We start from the raw sequence: 17,972 nt of genomic DNA, 5'->3' as shown, positions 1-17,972 counted from the left end.
CGGCCTCCCGAGTTGAAGTCTCAACCATTCTTTGCCCGGACTGCTCAGCCAGTTTTCACTTTATGGTTTTCGACGCTTCATTGATGTGTGCGACGTTAAATCGTTCTGGGTCGAATTCTCCGCCGAGCCATTCGGTGATTTCCTCGTATTCTTCATTGGCGGGGTCCCAGATGACCTCTATCGCCAAAGTCGTAGCCGACGTTCCGCCATCCCGCCACCGCCATTATACAACGCTATCGCCCAGTGGGGCACGGCCAAGATGCCTATTGTCACACGAAAAGGAGACGAGAGTCATTGACCTGCAGCAATGGACGCCATTGCTGACCCACCGCGCTCCCGCGGGCTGGATGGCAGCGGCGTCTATTCAAACCTCAGCGCCTCAGCAGGATATACCCGGGATGCCTGCCGAGCCGGCAGATAGGTTGTCAGAAGTGAAGCGCCATAGGCGACAATGACCACTGTGATGATGTTGAACCACGGGACCTCATATCTGAGACCGGCGAAGCTCTCTGCCATCCCGTCGATGACCTGAGCCGACACGCCAATGCCCAGAGCAACGCCTAGAAGGATGCCAAGCAGCGCTACGAAGGAGGATTCCAGCAGGAAAGAAAGCTGTACCATTCCCTTCTGGAAACCCAGTGCTCGTAGTATGCCGATCTGCTGCCGCCGCTCCACCACGGAGCGAGCAGCGATGACCCCCAGGGCGGCAATGCCCACCACCAGGCCCAGACCCATGAAGCCCTGGAGCAGGTTGTTAATCATCAGGTTTGTGCTGGCATTCTTCCGTATCTCCTCTGCCATCACCTCCGCCTGCACACCGTGCTCCAGGAATGTGGCCTCCAGCGCCTTCGCGACGGCCCCAGCGTCCGCGCCCTCCGTGAGCCGGAACATGTAGGCCTGGGGCGGCACGCTCTGGCCGAGCAAGGTGTTCACCGTCTGCTGGGATGTGAGCACTCCCGGTGCATAGATGGCGGTCTGTTCCAGCACCCCGATGACTCGTAGCCTCTGCTCCGTGCCTGTACGGATGTCGAGCGCCTTAATGTAGACGTCAGGGAGCACTTTGTCCTCCAGCCAGAAACCCTCCAGGCGGAGGGGCGGTGCGGCCCCCCCCACGTTGTAGCTGGTTCTGGACGGCACCAGATAGGAAGGGATGACGGCCGTCCCAGGCTCGTCCTGGAGAGCCTGCCACACCTTTCGCGGCGAGTCATACCCCTGAGCGGTCATCGCAAACCCGTAGGTAACGTTGTCTGTGTAGCCTGCGTCAACTCCCTGGATGAGAAGATCCTCGGGCTCCTGGCCAGTCCCCTCCTGCTTCACCTCTACCATGGCGCCGGTGAAGCTGCCAATGGTCTGGATGTCATTCGCGCTCACACCGTCGGTCCTGCCAAGGTCGCCCTGGATGTCTTGGATGGGGTTGGCGTAGCTGGTGGTGGCCCGTATCTGGAACCCGCCTGACAGCCCCTCCGTGTCTTCAAACACAGCTGCCGTTGCGTGGAGTATGAAAGACATCACAACCAGGGTGAACACCACCAGAGAGAACATTGCCAGGGTCACTCCCGTCCGGAACCGGCTATGCATAGGGTAGGAGACTGCAGTCTTCAGTATCGGCGGCAGGCTCCTGATGCGTCCGAAGAGGAGCACCACGGCTGTCAGCAGTACGTCCGAGTTGTAGATGACGGCCCACACCGCTCCCAGCACAATCATGATTCCGCTGAGGAAGAACATCTCAATGCCCATTTGCATCTGCGGCAGGATTCCCTCGAAAACACTTGATGGAAGAAGCCACCAGACCACCAGGCCCAACCCTGCCACGGTGAAAGCGGCCCTGTCCGGCAACCCGAAGCGCCGGGCCAGCAGGGGCAAACCAATAATGACGAAGGATGTCCCGAGCATCCAGGCAAACGCCTGCTCGCTCTGGAGGCCAGAGAATGTCAAGAGAAGTCCTATGATAGGAAGCAAGGCAGTCAGAACCAGTCCCCTGATAGTCTTGCGACTTGTACGAGGTTCGGGGATGTCCCGGATGGCCCTCACGATGTTCAGTCGGCTGATTCGCCAGGAGGAGACCAAGACCACGGCAAAGGTGAAGGCCATCCCAAGGGTATAGGCCATGACCACGCTGCGCCAACTGAAGGCGTAGGTCAGCTCCAAGTCCACCTGGCCAAAGGCGACGGTCATGATACGAACCATCCCCCACCCGACCACCACGCCGAGGAGACTGCCCACAGCGGCAGCCATGAGCGCGTAGACGGCTCCCTCAAAGGCAAACATGCGTATGACGTGGCCGCGCTGCATCCCCACGGCCCGCGCAATGCCAAGCTCCCGCTTCCGCTCCGCGGCCAGCATTACGAAGATGAGGAAGATGAGCAAGATGCCCGCCGCAATGGAGAACTGCCCGAACAACAGGAAGATGCTGGAGAATATGCTCCCCAGCTCGTCGGCCTGCTCCAGGGCGTCTCTCTTCACCGGTACGGCCTCAAGCCCTGTCCCGTCCAGCGCAGGCTCAAGGCCGGATATGACCGCGTCGGTGTGCTCAGCACCCCCGATGGAGCCTCCCCGGTTCGTGACAAGAACGGAGTTCACCCTGCCTGCGTTCCCCGTCAGTTCTTGGAGCCCTGCAAGGGGCATCACCATGGAAAGCTCCCCAGCCGGATTGGCTCCCTTCTCGTAGACTGCGGCCACCTCCAGACTGGTCGGCTGTCGTCCCAGGAACACCTGAACTGTGTCCCCCTGGCCAACGTCTAGCTTCCGGGAAAGCTCGCTGCTCATGTATGCCTGACTGCCGCTCAGGGCATCCAAGGAAAGAGGCTCTCCCGTAGTATTCACGAGGCGGTCAAAGCTCGTCATCCACTCCCCGGCCACGCCCAGGATGTCGACCTGGGCCTCGCTCAGCCGGCTGCCCGGCGCCACCACGGGTGCACGCTCCTGGAGCAAAGGTGCTACACCCTCCACATTCGCCACACCGGCAAGGCGCTCCCGCACCTGCTGAAAGTAGGCCTCCTCGAAGTATACAGGGCGGCCGGACGCATCCGCCGCCTCTGCTCTCACTACCACGTCCACTTCTCCCAGACGGCTCACAGCCTGAGATCGGATGGAGTGGGTCAGGGTATCGCCGGTGGCGAAGGAGGCGGAAAAGAGAAGGGTGGCCAGCATCAGGCCCAGCACGATGAGGGCCGTTTGCGCCCGGCGCCGTGGGATATTGCGCACCGCCATTTTGAAGACGACCCGGTTGCGCATGGCGACCAGGCCGGTCACTGCAACGCCCACCCCGAAGATAGCCAAGAGGATGACCGTGAGCTGGCCTATAGGTATGCCAAACAGCTTCTCCACTATCGCCTCCTGCGGCTTCCAGCCCGCCTGTGTTGTATCGTCAGGTTGAACGAGTGGTCCAAGAGCCGAAGACTACACCCTTCCAGTACTAGGGGCCTCGGCGAAGACAACCTCGTAGTGGCCGCGCCCGGGCGGTGCGCGAAAGAACGAGATAAACTTGGCGACCTGCTCGTCGTAGTATCCGCTCTCCAGGCCAACCTTCGCCGCCTCCTCGCTCGCCCACAGGCTCATGATGAGGCCCTTGCCTTCGGGCGTGCGGAGTACGTACAGGCCCTCGTACCCCTCCTGCCTTTTCGCCGCTGGAATCACCAGTTGCCTGAAGCGCTCCAGTGCGCTGTCAAGGCTGATTCTCATCGTGTCGATCTCGAACTGCGTCACCCTTGCAAACATATCTCGCCTCCATAGTTGCTTGTTTCTTCCGGATAGGGAAGGGTACTACCCGCCACCTGGGAAAAGCTCCTCCACTATCATCCCATCGGCCATCCGGAGGATCCGGTCCGCCCTGCGGCCGACGGCCAGGTCATGGGTGACAACAATGAAGGTCTGGGACTTCTCCTTGTTGAGCCGGCACAGCAGGTTCATCACCTCATAAGAGGTCTCGCTGTCCAGGTTCCCCGTGGGCTCGTCGGCCCATACGATGGCCGGCTCATTCACCAGGGCACGCGCAATGGTCACCCGCTGCTGCTGGCCTCCTGACAGCTCCGCAGGGCGCTGGCTGGACTGCCCGGCCAGGCCCACCATTGCCAGGGCCTCCTGGGCACGCCGCCGGGCCTCTCCCGCCTTCACCCCAGCCACAAGCAGAGGGAGTTCCACGTTTTCAACCGCGCTGAGGACCGGCAACAGGTTGAAGGCCTGGAACACAAAGCCCATCTTCTCGGCCCGATAGCGGGTGCGCCTGGCATCAGACATCTGGTGAATGGGAGGGCCATCAATGACCACCGTGCCTTCGCTGAGGTCATCTAGCCCTGACAACACATTGAGTAGCGTTGTCTTGCCACACCCCGAAGCCCCCATTACTGCCACCATCTCGCCCCGCTGGACGCTCAGGTCCACACCACGGAGGGCATGCACCTTCACTTTGCCGGTGTCGTAGACCTTTTGAACGCCAGTCGCTTTGATAATAGGCTCTTCCATAAACCTTCCCTCCCGGCCCAGCATTCGCTGGCATCATAGTGAGTCCCCTATTCGCTGTCAAGAGCCAGCTCTGAACCACCCACACCTCCAGATATGTATTCAGGGACAGTTCGACTCTCTCTTGAGCGGCTACGGACGCACGCCTTGGAGTGGGCCCCAAGGGCTGGAGTTCTGACCAGCCCAAAGCCAGGACAACCGCCCCAAGTCACCCGGCGCTTCAAGACTGTGTGCTGGTGAAGGGCTGCCATACGGGAGATTGCCATAGGGCACGGCATCCCGATTACAGAATTGTGCCGTCCGGCACGATGTTGCGGTGGTCACGCGCGAAACGGTAAAATGAACCGACACGAGGTGGAGGTGATGAAAGGGGCGGTGAAATGGTTGATGCTGCTCGCAGTTCTTGTCCTCATTCCATTGGGATGCACCCAGCCAGCGCCGACGCCCGTTGCTACTCCCATCCCAACCTGGACTCCAACACCCACTGGAACGCCTGCCCCCACTACAACTCCGGTGGGGACAGGGACACCCACTGCTACTCCTGCTCCTACGTCTGCTCCAACCCCCCAAGTCACATACTCGGTGCCCGAGCTGAAATACCGCCTCATCGACAACTTTGGAGAGGTATTCTATGTGGACCCCGACTTCTGGCCGGTGCCACGAGAGGGGCAAGAAGAGAGAAGTGCCCAGGAACAGTCTTCTACCATCAGGGCAGATAGCGCCGAATTTGAGGCGATTCTGCAACGCCTTGGCCTGCCCAGCAAGGCTGAGTACACTCTTGAGGAGAAGGTCCGTATCTACCGCGAGCACAAGAAACTCAGCTTAGGGGTGCAGATGACCGCTTCGGGAGGCGTATACAGCTTCACCCTCAGGATCGGAGAGGGGCAGGGGTGGCGTATCGAGGGAACCACCACGCCCTCGGGCCAGATAACCGTAATTAGAAGAGAACCCAGCTTTAACACCTATCCCATTTGCCTGGCAAGGGGTACTCTTATAGATACGCCCAGCGGTCCGGTGCCGGTGGAGCAGTTGCGGCCGGGGATGTCTGTGTGGACGCGTGACGGGGCAATGGAGCGGACCCCGGCGGTGGTGCTCGAGACCGGGGTGACCCCGGTGCCCGGGTCCTTCCGCGTAGTGAGGTTGAGGCTGAACGACGGCCGCACACTGACGGCCTCGCCGGGCCACCCCACGGCTGAGGGACGGACCCTGGGCGATTTCCAGGTGGGTGACATGCTGGATAGGGCGCTGGTGGTGGCGATGGAGTATGTGCCTTACGACTGGGTTGAGACCTACGACCTCTTGCCCTCCGGTTCCACCGGTCTCTACTGGGCGAACGGGGTCCTGCTCAGAAGCACCCTGGCAGGCAACTAGTGCCGGGGGAATGGGTCAAGGGCCCTGCCTGGATAAGAGCAGCTATGAAGTTGTGGGTGGCTGTAACGCCCGTCCTGCTGATGATGGCTTGGCTCGCCTCCTGCAGCCCCGGCCAGAGCGAGGTCGGCGTCCGTCTGGACGATGAGTTCTTCCTGTCCGTGGGGCAGAGGGTGCGTGTTGAGGGAGAAGACCTCCGTATGGAATCCCTTTTTTATCACAGCAGTGGGCCGAACATAGTATAGAGCCCTTTGCAGAGAACACCTGCGTATGCGCCGTTGCCTAACCTTTGAAGTGCCAGAGCAAGGGGTGAGACTGGCTACCGACTTGGGGTCCATGAATACCATGCCGGCATAGGCTTCAGTTACCGGCCCGCTCTGGAAACAGCGGCAGAGTTGAAGCGGATAGCAGGGATTCGGACTCTTGGCTGTATGCCATCCAGCCACTCTGTCACATGACGATACTACCAGGCCCATACAACCGATTGACCCCTGAGGCTATTCTTTGCCGTCTCCAAATCCGCTTGGCTGGGCTTAGCGCTATTCCCCCTTCGGTGGAGCCAGCCTCACCCTCAGCGCCCGGGGACGATCATTAGGGTCCTTTCCAACCTCAAATTCTACCTCTTGCTCTTCTCTGAGGGAACCAAAGTCCACCCCTTCAAGCTGGCTGCGGTGGAAGAAGAGGTCTTGTCCCACTTCTGGCTTGATAAACCCAAAGCCGCGGTCTGCCACTAGCCGTCTGATTGTGCCCTTAGCCGTATGACACCTCCTTCGCCCTCTCCAAATCGGCTTGGCTGCGCTTATGATATCACAATTCCACGCGTGTGGGGTGGACACCATATATTCTTGTGTGTCGGGGAATTCCCCCAATCGTCCCCACGCGTGTGGGGGTCAACGAGAACAGAACGAAACTGACTGTTGTTTAGCCGACGTACCGGGCAACAACTCGCTAATGTTTCAGCCATCGGCCCTGCGACCTGGAGCCAAATGAAGCTTCTGATAGCCGGCGGTAGCGGAGTTCTAGTAGAGGTAGGGCGTTGCTGGTTCTCGGCTGAGTGAGATCGACGACCAAGTCCATATTCATAATAGAGTATGATTAGATTCAAGACGGAGTTATCGTCTGGGGAGATAGCCCAGCGGCGGCCAGGATATCCGGGACTACTTCCTCCCGGCCTATAGCCATGATGTGGACTCCGTCGCAGATCGTCTCCTTCTTCAGGGTAGCGATCATCCGGCCGGCGATCTCGATTCCTTTATTGAGGGCCTGGCCTTTGGGGGCGCTGGCTAGTTCGTCGATCAAGCGTTGGGGGACGAAAATGCCGGGGACATTCTCGGTCATGTACTTCGCCATCCTGGCCGAGGAAAGCAAGACTATCCCCGCCAGCACCTTCACCGGGAATTTGCGGGCATACTCCATGAACCGGCGGAAATTGTCCAAGTCGTAGACCGCCTGCGTCTGGAAGAATTCAGCGCCAGCCTCAACCTTCTTTTCAAACTTGATAAGCTGGGGTTCGATGGGCCGTGCCTCAGGGGTTACTATGGCTCCGACGCAGAACTGCACCGTCCCATCCAGGTCGTTTCCCCCCAGGTCTTTTCCCGACTCCAGTTGCCGGATGGCGTGCAACAGTTGCACCGAATCCAGGGCGAAGACGTCAGCGGCCTGCTTGTGGTCGCCCACCACGATGGAATCGCCGGTAAGGCAGAGGACATTCCTAATACCGCGGACATAGGCCAGGAGAAGGTCGGCTTGAAGGGCCAGTTGGTTGCGGTCGCGGCAGGTCATCTGGAGTATGGGTTCGCCATCCCTCTCCTTTACGCAAAGGCAGCCGCCAAGGGACGGAAAGCGCATTACCGAGCTCTGGTGATCGGTGACGTTGATGGCATCCACCTTATCCTTGAGGAGGTCGATATGGTGACACATCTTCTCGATATTCGTCCCTTTTGGCGGGGCGACCTCGCTGGTCACCACGAATTTGTCTGATCTGATTGCTTCCTTAAAGCTCTGCGGCATGTTCTTTCTCCTTGTTCACTGGACCCTGGCCATTCGTGGCCTAGGCACCACCTGGTAATTCTTGGTGGGATGGTACTTCCGCATCAAATCCAGCCGTCCCTGCTCTTTCAAGCGCTGATAGATGAGAGTCCAAGCACAATCCTTTTCTTTGTCAACTTCACACATACCGTTGTTTGTGCCACCACAGGGCCCGTTTAGCAGGTGCTTGTGGCATGCGGTAATAGGACAGATGCCGGCGGTCTCGCCCAAGACGCAGCAGCCGCACTGGGCGCAAACCTCACGAAAACTGCCCGGCGTGTCTTCCATGCCTATGAATAGGGTGTCTAGCGCCGGAAGGACCGGCTTGTTGACATACAGACAAACCCGGTGGACTCCCAAAGCGCAGGCCATCACCAGGATGCAGTTCGCCGGCTGAACAGAGGTATCGTTTTCCTTTAGGGCCACCTCCGTCATCTCGTCGCAAGCTGTGGGGATAATCGTCCAGCCGGTGACCGTTTTGCCCGCGCCTTGCAGGCGGTCTTTCATAGCCAGCACCTCTTCTCTTCCCCCAGTCTTGGTCATGGTGGTGCAGGTGCCGCAGCCCACGAGGAAAGCTCTGGGGAAACCCTCCAGTTGCTGTCCGATCTCTTCAAAAGGCTTTTGCCTGGTAATAGACTTCATGGTCTCCCTCCCGTCATGTTTCCAGGTCACATCGCAAACATCGCTGAGCCTCTTGCCTTGCCTGCTCTTCCGAAAAGCCCATCTCTATCTCTTTGAAGCTAGTCTTCCTCTCCGGAGCCGGAAGCAGCGGCATTTCCAGCCTGGGCTTTGCTTCCCAGGTCTCCTCTTCTACTCCGGGCGTCACTTCTCCCGCGCCCCCAGCCCTCAGGTCATACATCTCGACCCGGGAGGCGTCGCTCTTAAGGTATTTGTCTATGGCGATAGCCGCTCTTCTGCCGGCAGCAATAGCATCTATGACCATCCCCGGCCCGGTAGCGAAGTCTCCTCCAGCGAAGATCCCGGGGAGATTCGTCGCCAGAGTATTGCTGCTAATGACCAGGGTCTCCAGCCGGGTGCGTTCCAGGGCGCTCTCGGGAGGGAGAAAGGAAAGGTCAGGGGCCTGGCCTACTGCGGCGATGACTGTGTCGGCCTCAACGAAGGACTCGGAACCGGGAATCGGTATGGGCCGCCGCCGCCCGCGCTCATCCGGTTCGCCCAACCTCATGCGGATACACTGCAGCCCGGTGGCCTTCCAGTTGTCACTGACTATGCGGGTAGGGCTCACCAGGAAATTGACTCGGATGCCCTCTGCCACAGCCTCATCATACTCGACCTCCGTCACCGGCATCTCGTTCCGCGACCGCCGGTAGTATATGTTCACTTCTTCGGCACCAATGCGGAGGCTGGTGCGCGCAGCGTCCAGGGCCACATTGCCACCGCCGATGACGCCCACCCGGCGCCCCACTGGCACCTCTTTGCCGATCCTCACATCTCTCAGGAACCTCAGCCCGTAGTAGAAGCCTCTGATATCCTCCAGTTCGCCCGGGATACCTATGCGCTGGCTCCTCTGCGCCCCACAGGCTATAAAGACAGCTTCAAAGCCCTGTTTCTTAAGGTCATCCACGGTGAAATTCACGTTGATGGGCGTGTTGTACCTGATCTCCACCCCCCGCTTGGCGATATGATCGATCTCCTTTTGAATTACATCTCGGGGCAGGCGGAACTCGGGTATGGCTACCGAAAGCATCCCCCCACCCACGGGGAGGGCCTCGAACGCGGTAACCGCGTAGCCCATCTGCGCCAGGTAGTAGGCGCCGGCGAGCCCGGTAGGCCCGGCCCCAACCACGGCCACTTTCTGACCCTTCGTTCGAGGAAAAGGTTTGGGGTCGGGCAATTCGGCCACGTGGTCAAAATACCAATCAGCGGCAAAGCGCTTGAGCGACCTGATGGCTACGGGGTCATCCAGTTCCCCGCGCCGGCACCGGCGCTCACAGGGGTGATGACAGATACGGCCGCAAACGGCGGGGAAGGGATTACGCTCTCTGATGGTCTCGATAGCCTCAAGGTATTCGCCAGCAGCGATGTGGGCCACATACTTGGGGACGTTGATCCCTACAGGACAAGTATGCTGACAGGGGGAAATCATCAGAGCATCGCAGACCGCCGCCGGGCATCTTTTTTCTTTGATATGAGCCTCGTACTCTTCTCGGAAATAGTTGAGGGTGGAGAGCACCGGGTTGGGGCAGGTCTGTCCCAGTCCGCACAGTGAACACTCCTTGACCACGGTAGCTATGGTGCGCAAGGTATCCAGGTCCTCATCCCGCCCTTTCCCCTTGGTGATTCGGGTCAGGATATCCAGCATCTGCCTAGTTCCAAGGCGGCAAGGCGCACATTTCCCGCAAGACTCCGCCTGGGTGAAGCTCAGGAAATATCGAGCTATCTCCACCATGCAGGTGCTTTCATCCAGGATCACCATGCCTCCAGAGCCCATGATGGACCCCAGCTTAGCCAGGGACTCATATTCCACGGGGACATCCAGAAACTGGACGGGAATGCATCCGCCGGAAGGGCCGCCGGTCTGCACTGCTTTGAACTGCTTGCCGCGCGGGATGCCACCTCCGAGATCGAAGACAATAGTGGCCAAGGAAGTGCCCATAGGCACTTCCACCAGGCCGCTGTTGGCAATCTTTCCCGTCAGAGCGAATACGGCCGTCCCCTTGCTCTTCTCGGTGCCTATGCTGGCGAACCAGTCCGCGCCCCGGTCGATGACAATGGGGACAGAGGCTAGTGTCTTCACGTTATTGATGATGGTGGGCTTCCCGTCCAAACCCGACTGGGCGGGGAAGGGGGGACGGGGGCGGGGCATCCCCCGCCGGCTTTCGATAGACGCAATTAAGGCCGTCTCCTCGCCACAGACAAAGGCCCCGGCTCCCTCCCGGATGTGAACCATGAAGTGAAAGTCGGAGCCAAGGATATTCTGCCCCAAGAATCCCCTCTCCCGTGCTTGCTCCAAAGCGATACGGAATCGCTTCACGGCCAGGGGATACTCCGCGCGGACATACACGTAGCCTGTATTAGCCCCAACGGCGTAACCGGCGATGATTAGCCCTTCTATTACCGCGTGGGGGTCAGCCTCCAGGATAGAGCGGTCCATAAAGGCTCCAGGGTCGCCTTCGTCGGCGTTGCAAATGACGTGTTTTGGGGAGCCAGGGGCACTGCGGCAGAACTGCCACTTACGCCCGGTGGGGAAGCCTGCGCCTCCCCGACCCCGGAGCCCAGACTTGGTGACCTCATCAATGACCTCCTGGGATGTCATCTCCAGAAGGGCCTTCCTGAGGGCCCGGTAGCCGCCACTGGCAATGTAGTCGTCGATCTTCTCCGGGTTGATGTGGCCGCAATGGCGCAGGATGAGGCGCTGCTGTCTCTTGTAGAAGTTAATGTGGGCATAGTGCGGAATGGCTTCCCCCGTCACCGGGTCATGGTAGAAGAGGCGCTCTACTGGCTTGCCTTCTCTAAGGTGGGAGGCTACGATCCCGGCGGCATCCCCCTCCTCCACATGGGTATAGAAGATGCCATCGGGTTCGATCACTACATTGGGGCCCTGCTCGCAAAAACCGTGGCAGCCAGTGAAATCTACCCGGGTGTCCCTAAGCCCCTGACGCGCCACCTCCATCTTGAGGGCCTCGAAGACCGCATCAGACCTGCCCGAGACGCACCCGGTACCCTGACAGACGTAAATGGTGCGGTGGTTCCCCATGCTATCGTTCACCCTTCTTGCCGCCAAAGACTTGGGCTACTTTCTTGGGATTCATGTGCCCGTAGGTTTTGTCCCCCACGACTAGGTTCGGCGCCAGGGCACAAACGCCTATGCAGGCCACGGTCTCCAGCGTGTATTCATAGTCCGGGGTCGTTTGGCCCTCCTCGATGCCGAGATGCTCCTTCACCAGTTTCAGGATGGTCTTTCCCCCCCGCACATGGCAGGCAGTCCCGCGACACACTCGAACTACCCTTTTCCCTCGAGGGCTGGTGTAGAGCTGCGTATAGAAGGTGATGACCCCCTGCACCTGGGCAGGGGACAAACCCAGATGTCGGGCCAGGGATGGGACTGCCTGCTGAGGGATATAGCCGAACTCCTCTTGAATCTTCTGGAGAATCGGAATCAGGGGCCAGGCCTGGTCTTGATAGCGAGACATAATCTGGTCTACCCGCCCCATGTCCGGCGTAGGAGCCTTCCTTTCATCCATCGGAGCCAATCCTTTCCAGCCTGACCGCACAGGCTTTGAGGGAGGGTGTCTTTGACCGGGGGTCTAGCGCGAGGCCAAATAGCTCGCTAGTAGGGCTGGCCGGGAACCCTGCCGGCATGAAAAGCATCCCTTCAGGGAGCGTGTCTGTAACTCTGGCCTTGGCGGTAATTTGGCCTACGGGGGAGACTATCTTGACCCCATCGCCAGGGGTAATGCCCAGACGCCGGGCATCAGCTTTGCTGATCTCAACATAGGCTTCGGGCAGGAATCTCTTCAGCCGCGAGGACCTGGAGCTTCTGGAGCCGCTGCCGAACTGGTAGAGGATGGTTCCTGCCAACAGGGTGAGCGGATACCCATCTTTGGACATCTCCTCCCGCGGGGTGTATTGGACAGGGGAAAAGCGGCCGAATCCGCTGGGGAACTGACCTTTATAGAGGCGTCGGGGCACCGGGTAGGCGCTATCCGGCTCCTCCTGGTACTGGCCCTTCGTCTCGGAATCTGCATAGCCTATGCCCTGGTACAAGGGCACTAACTCCTCAATCTCGTCCATGACCTCCTGCAAAGACGAATACCGCATCGGGCAGCCCATCCGGTCTGCCAGCCTGAGGACGATCTCCCCGTCTGGCAAGCTTTCGCCGAGGGGTTTGAGGACTTGACGCACCCGCTGCGTCCTTCCTTCGAAATTGGTGAAGGTGCCTTCCTTTTCCGCGAAGCTGGCGGCGGGGAGAACCACTGTTGCCAGCTTCGCCGTCTCGGTGAGGAACATATCCTGGACCACCAGGAAGTCGAGGGAGGCCAGGGCCTCTCTGACAAAGGCAGGGTGAGGAAAGCTGAGGGCCGGATTCTCCCCCACGATGTACATGCCCTTGATCTTCTTCTCTCTGGTGTGCTCTATCATCTCCAGCGCGGTCAGGCCGGCATGGGTTGGCAGGGGGGATCCCCAGCGGCTCTCGAATTTCCTCCTCGCCTGGGCATCTTCTACGCCCTGGTATCCGGGGAGGAAATCGGGCAAGGCCCCCATATCACAGGCACCCTGTGCGTTGCTATCCCTTTGCAGAGCATAGATGCCACTCCCCTTACGCCCGACGTTTCCGGTCAGCATTGCCAGATTCGCCAGCGCCCTGACGCTGTCCGTTCCGGTGACCTGCTGGGCGATGCCATTGCCATAGACGAAGGAGGCCCGGCTCGCCCCGGCGAGGAGCCTAGCGGCACGGCGCACATCTTCACCGGAAACCCCGGTTGTCTCCTCTACCCGCTCCAGGGTGCAGGCCTGCAAATTCTGGCGCAATGCCTCAAAGTTGTCGGCTCTCCTGGTGACAAACTCCCCATCGAAAAGGCCCTCAGCCACTATCACTCCGGCTAGGCCATTGAGGAGAGAGACATCGGTGCCTACTTTGGGCCTAAACCAGAGGTGGGCAAAAGATGAAAGCTTAGTCTGTTGAGGGTCTATCAGCACGAGCCTGGCCCCGCTGTATTTGACGGCCCGCTTTATGGCATATCCGACGATGGGGGCTGAAGAGATGGGGTTGGCCCCGATAACCAATATCACCTCAGACCTTTCGAGGTCGTCGAGAGAGCCTATGGTCCCGGGCGAGCCCAGGGACCATCCCAGGCCCACCTGGCTGGACGAATTGTATAAGCGGCTGCCGTTGTCGATGTTGTTGGTCCCCAGAAGCCCCCGAGCGAATCTCTGCAATAGGTAGTTTTCCTCGTTGGTGAGCTTGGAAGAGCCCAGGACAGCCAGGCTGCCCGGACCGTGAGCTTCCCTTATTCGCTTCAGGGCAGCCGCCACCAATTCCAGAGCCTTGTCCCAGGATATTTTCTGCAAGGCGCCATCTGCCCGGGCCAGGGGACTGGTCAGTCTTTCCGGGCTGTGCACGAAATCGTAGCCGTAGCTACCCCTTACACAAAGCGTGCCCCGGCCCACCGCGCTCTCTTTGCCTGGCCTGGCCCGAACTATATGATTGTCCTTGACTTCCAGAGAGATACTGCATCCACAGCCACAAAAGGGGCAGATGGTGGAGACCGCCGTGGCCGTGGTCCCCCGGTATGGGCTCTCCTTTTCCTTTAGCGCACCGGTGGGACAGACGGCCACACAGGTGCCACAGAAGGTACACTCGGAACTTTCCAGCGGCATGTCGTTCAGCGTCGCGGGCTTACAGGCAAATCCGCGGCGAAAGTAGTCGATGGCACCCTCAACGACCAGCTCGTGGTCCGCTCGTATACACTTGGCGCACAGGATACACTTGCTTAGATCCCTTTCGATGAAAGGGTTGACCTCTTCGATTGTGGCCTGCAAGGGAATTCTCTGGAAGTCTACCAGCCCGATACCCATATCTGAAGCGATGTGGCGTAGTTCACAGCGGTTGCCCTTGTCGCATACCAGGCAGGAATCGGGATGGCTCGACAGCATGAGTTTAAGGATGGCCTTGCGGCGCTGCAGCACCCGAGGGGAGGCGGTGTTGATGGCCATCCCGGGGGCTATGGGGGTGACACAAGAGGCTAGGAGGGCGCCGGTGCGTTCATCTTCCACCAGGCAGACGCGGCAGGCACCATAGGGGGCCAGGTGAGGGTCATAACATAGGGTTGGTATATCTACGCCGGATTCCCGGGCCAGTGCCAGTATGGTCATTCCGGGATGACCGCTTACTTCCCGGCCATTAAGGGTGATGGTTATCGGCTGCAAATCAGCACCTTAGCAAGCTCACCGAGTCGTCCCTTCTGGCCAGTTGGCAGTCACATAGGCAAAAGACTTGGGGAAGTATCTCCCTGCGCCTACAGTCCTTATGCCCGTCAAAAGATCAGAGCTGGCGGCGCTCTTGGGGATAAAGCCATATGCCCCCACTTGCTTCGCCACAAACATATTCTCTTCCTCGTCATATTGGGTCAAAATTAGGATCTTCGTCTGAGGGTATTCCTTGCTTATCCGTTTTGTTGCTTCCAATCCGCTCATCACAGGCATGACTATATCCATGACTGCCACCTCGGGCAGAAGCTGCTGCACCTTCTCAATGGCATCTTGCCCGTCAACCGCTTCGCCCACCACTTCTATGTCTTTTTGCAGGCTCAGCAAGGCGCGAATCCCTTCCCTGACCACGGCATGGTCATCTACCACCAGCACTTTGATCTTCTTGAAGGCCTTATCCAGCATTTGCTCAATTCGAGCGGCTAGGGAAGCTGGCACGAGGGGCTTACTTATGTAATCCTCGGCCTTGAGCCTTAATCCCTCATCCATGCGCCATCCCTTAATGGACCGCTTTTCTGAAGGGGCATCGACCACTATGAGGGGCAAGTCACTGAAGCTTGACCTCTCCTTCAGCCACTCGTGTAGCAGGAAAGCATCTCCCCGAGGCACTATTGTGCCCAAAACAATCAAGTCCGGTCTTTCATGGCGCAACTTTTCCCGGGCTTGCCCGCTATCGCTGGCAGCAACCACTTTATAATCCTTGGCTTCCAAAGCTGCTTGCAGTTCAGCAATAAATTCGCGCTCATCATCTATAACCAGGATTTTGCCTCGCTTTTCCATTTCCCCCCCCTTGCTGGCTGCCAATTCTCCACTACTTCTCCCAGCTAGCTAGTTGAATGGTAAGCCATACTTGATAAAGAGCATAGAGCTGTTCACCTCGGAGCAGGCGGGAATATTACCCTGATTTTCCTGACCAAACGCCCTATTCCAGAGTGGTGCAAGCCTTTCTCACAGGAGATAATGACGGAAGAAGGATATCACTCAGTGAGCGGTAAGGCGCTAATTTCAAACAGTGATAATGCCTTTACGCAGTGCATACCTGACCAAGTCAGCGCGATTATGGAGGTCCAGCTTAGCCATAATACTAGTCTTATGACCGTCCACCGTTTTGGGGCTAATTACCAACATTCGTGCTATTTCTTGAGTAGAATGGCCTTCTGCCAGCAGCTTGAGTATCTCCCTTTCGCGGTCGGTCAACTGTTCGTAGGGGTCGTGATTCCTCCTTGTTCCAGCCACCCGCTGATAATCCTCAATCAGGAGTCTGGCTACTGAGGGTGATAGGAAGGAATCTCCCCGGTGAACAGAGCGAATACCGGAGATAAGTTCTGAGGAGGCGGTTGTCTTGCTAACAGCACCGGCGGCACCGGCTGCGATAACTGGGAATACATACTCACCAATATCGTATTGAGTTAGAGCTAGCACCTTAGTCCCGGGAGATTCCTTGCGTATCCGCCGAGTCGCTTCCACTCCTCCCATGATAGGCATAACTATATCCATAAGCACCACATCTGGGGCCAGCTCCTTAACCTTTTCTAGGGCTTCCTTGCCGTTCGCTGCCACCCCCACCACCTCCATGTCCCCGGCAAAGGCCAACAGCGCACAGACCCCGTCTCTTATGAGGGTATGGTCATCTGCTACCAACACTCTTATCTTTTCCATTGGCCTCACTACGGACTAGGGGAATCGTTGCGGTAAGGGTAGTCCCTTGACCAGGTTGAGACTTGACCGAACCCGTACCGCCGAGGAGCTCTGATCTTTCCTTTATACTGAAAAGCCCTCTGCCACGGCCGCTCTCCTCTATTCCCGTGATTTGGGAGACGTCGAACCCTTGTCCATCGTCGCTGATGGTCAGTAACAGTTCGTCGGCTTTGCATTCCAGGGATACAATAACATTCCGGGCCCGGGAGTGCTTGGCGATGTTGTTGATGGCCTCCTGGGCAACACGGAAGATGCCTATCTCCACCTCCAAAGGCAAAGAGTCTATGCTCCCTTTGGCGTTTAGGGTTACCTTGACACCCAGCGGGCCAAGATTGCTCTCAGCATATTGGCGAATGGCGGGGACTAGCCCAAGCGTATCGAGGAGAGTGGGCCGAAGCCTTCTTATCAGCCTGCCTACCTCGGTGGCTATCTGAATCGCCAGGCTGTGGCTTTTCTTCAGCTTCGCTTTAAACTCCTCGTTTTGGAGGCCGGACATGTCGGCCATTTCTACTAAGGCCTGCAAGTTCAGCGCCAGGCCCGAAAGCGTCTGGCTCGTTTCATCGTGCAGTTCTCGGGCAATTTGCCTTCGCTCCTCCTCCTGGGTAATCAGAATCAGTCGGGCTAGCTTTCGATATCTTTCCCTTCCCTGCCTTAGCCTTTGTTGCAGCTTCGCCTGCTCGATGGCGACCCCCACAATGTCGCCAATGGAATGGAGGAGGTGCATATCGTCTTCAGTGAACCGATGCGGCAAATGGCTGGCCACGTTGATCACGCCTAGAACTGCCTCCCTTGCCCGGAGGGGAACGCTGATGAATGCCCTTAGGCCTTCGGTACGTACCAGATCAGGATTGGCCACCCGGGGGTCTACGGAGATGTCCTCCAACAGGACAGACTTGCCGTTTTGAGCTACCCTGCCAGCAATGCCCTCACCCAGCTTGAGACGCATCTCCCCCACATATTTCGCGGACAGGCCACGGTAGATACGGTAGGACAGGGTCTGAGTTTGTTCATCCAGGAGCAGGATGCCTCCGATGGAGCCGCTCATGATATTCAGGACATTATCTAGAGCGACTTCTAGGATGGCATCCAGGTCTCCCAAACCGCTAACGGCGGCAGAGACGCGGCTCAGAGCGAGAAGGTTGCGATACCCTTTGTCAGCTTCGCCTTTTGAATCTTGCATGTTTCACCAAACTAGGCTATGGAATCAGTCGGGTGAGAAAAGGGCCGTGCTACCCGAGCTAATCCCAAAGTTCTATTAGAATAAGCCTAGACCATGTCTGGATTCCTGTCAACCGCTCAGGAGGAGGTTGTTTAGCAGGCTGCTGAAGAACTCCCTTGAGTTGACTGACATGGCAAGCAGATTGTGGTAGAGTCAGGGCATCTGATTTCTTGGAGGCCAGAATGCGCGGCAAAGTAGAGAGACAGGTGACAATGCTGAGTTCCCTGACGCCTGACGAACTGGTACCTCG

At 58.4% G+C, this 17,972-nt stretch carries 14 protein-coding genes; 2 read left to right on the top strand and 12 right to left on the bottom strand.

Going from position 1 to position 17,972, the window contains the following annotated elements; genetic code table 11:
- Nucleotides 1-360: 360 nt before the first annotated feature.
- From KJ624_05820 to KJ624_05810, 3 genes are all read right to left on the bottom strand, one after another.
- Nucleotides 361-3,327: an FtsX-like permease family protein gene (locus KJ624_05820; protein MBU2009333.1), complete on the bottom strand. Its 2,967-nt coding sequence runs from the start codon at nucleotides 3,325-3,327 to the stop codon at nucleotides 361-363.
- A gap of 72 nt (nucleotides 3,328-3,399) precedes the next feature.
- Nucleotides 3,400-3,717: a hypothetical protein gene (locus KJ624_05815; GenBank protein ID MBU2009332.1), complete on the bottom strand. Its 318-nt coding sequence runs from the start codon at nucleotides 3,715-3,717 to the stop codon at nucleotides 3,400-3,402.
- A 45-nt stretch (nucleotides 3,718-3,762) separates the two neighbouring features.
- Nucleotides 3,763-4,461 (bottom strand): ABC transporter ATP-binding protein, encoded by a 699-nt coding sequence (locus KJ624_05810; protein MBU2009331.1) that lies wholly within the window; start codon nucleotides 4,459-4,461, stop codon nucleotides 3,763-3,765.
- Nucleotides 4,462-5,292: 831 nt separating this feature from the next.
- On the opposite strand from KJ624_05810, the gene KJ624_05805 reads away from it, so the two are divergent.
- Nucleotides 5,293-5,829 (top strand): Hint domain-containing protein, encoded by a 537-nt coding sequence (locus KJ624_05805; GenBank protein ID MBU2009330.1) that lies wholly within the window; start codon nucleotides 5,293-5,295, stop codon nucleotides 5,827-5,829.
- Between the two features lie 44 nt (nucleotides 5,830-5,873).
- Complete coding sequence (locus KJ624_05800) at nucleotides 5,874-6,071, top strand: hypothetical protein (GenBank protein MBU2009329.1); 198 nt, start codon at nucleotides 5,874-5,876, stop codon at nucleotides 6,069-6,071.
- A gap of 294 nt (nucleotides 6,072-6,365) precedes the next feature.
- Here KJ624_05800 and KJ624_05795 read toward each other — a convergent pair whose 3' ends face one another.
- From KJ624_05795 to KJ624_05755, 9 genes are all read right to left on the bottom strand, one after another.
- Entirely contained in the window at nucleotides 6,366-6,665 is a 300-nt protein-coding gene (locus tag KJ624_05795) for a cold shock domain-containing protein (protein MBU2009328.1), read from the bottom strand.
- A gap of 262 nt (nucleotides 6,666-6,927) precedes the next feature.
- Nucleotides 6,928-7,836 carry a methylenetetrahydrofolate reductase gene (locus tag KJ624_05790; protein ID MBU2009327.1) on the bottom strand — a complete coding sequence of 303 codons (909 nt, stop codon included), beginning with the start codon at nucleotides 7,834-7,836 and terminating at the stop codon, nucleotides 6,928-6,930.
- Nucleotides 7,837-7,851: 15 nt separating this feature from the next.
- Nucleotides 7,852-8,496: a methylenetetrahydrofolate reductase C-terminal domain-containing protein gene (locus tag KJ624_05785; GenBank protein MBU2009326.1), complete on the bottom strand. Its 645-nt coding sequence runs from the start codon at nucleotides 8,494-8,496 to the stop codon at nucleotides 7,852-7,854.
- A gap of 13 nt (nucleotides 8,497-8,509) precedes the next feature.
- The gene (locus tag KJ624_05780) at nucleotides 8,510-11,572 is read right to left on the bottom strand and encodes an FAD-dependent oxidoreductase (GenBank protein ID MBU2009325.1); all 3,063 of its coding nucleotides are present in this window, start codon (nucleotides 11,570-11,572) and stop codon (nucleotides 8,510-8,512) included.
- Between the two features lies 1 nt (nucleotide 11,573).
- On the bottom strand, nucleotides 11,574-12,059 hold the full coding sequence (nuoE, locus tag KJ624_05775; protein ID MBU2009324.1) for an NADH-quinone oxidoreductase subunit NuoE: 486 nt from the start codon (nucleotides 12,057-12,059) through the stop codon (nucleotides 11,574-11,576).
- The gene (gene fdhF, locus KJ624_05770) at nucleotides 12,052-14,745 is read right to left on the bottom strand and encodes a formate dehydrogenase subunit alpha (GenBank protein ID MBU2009323.1); all 2,694 of its coding nucleotides are present in this window, start codon (nucleotides 14,743-14,745) and stop codon (nucleotides 12,052-12,054) included. The genes nuoE and fdhF overlap by 8 nt, the downstream gene beginning before the upstream one ends.
- An 18-nt stretch (nucleotides 14,746-14,763) precedes the next feature.
- Nucleotides 14,764-15,585 carry a response regulator gene (locus KJ624_05765; protein ID MBU2009322.1) on the bottom strand — a complete coding sequence of 274 codons (822 nt, stop codon included), beginning with the start codon at nucleotides 15,583-15,585 and terminating at the stop codon, nucleotides 14,764-14,766.
- Nucleotides 15,586-15,810: 225 nt separating this feature from the next.
- Complete coding sequence (locus KJ624_05760; protein MBU2009321.1) at nucleotides 15,811-16,464, bottom strand: response regulator transcription factor; 654 nt, start codon at nucleotides 16,462-16,464, stop codon at nucleotides 15,811-15,813.
- A complete protein-coding gene (locus tag KJ624_05755; protein MBU2009320.1) occupies nucleotides 16,433-17,683 on the bottom strand; it encodes a GAF domain-containing sensor histidine kinase in 1,251 nt (416 codons plus the stop codon). The genes KJ624_05760 and KJ624_05755 overlap by 32 nt, the downstream gene beginning before the upstream one ends.
- Nucleotides 17,684-17,972: the final 289 nt, after the last annotated feature.

It is taken from the genome of Chloroflexota bacterium (genome assembly GCA_018825785.1).
Lineage (GTDB): Bacteria > Chloroflexota > Dehalococcoidia > JACVQG01 > JAHKAY01 > JAHKAY01.
This window is presented reverse-complemented; position numbering and strand designations above follow the sequence as displayed.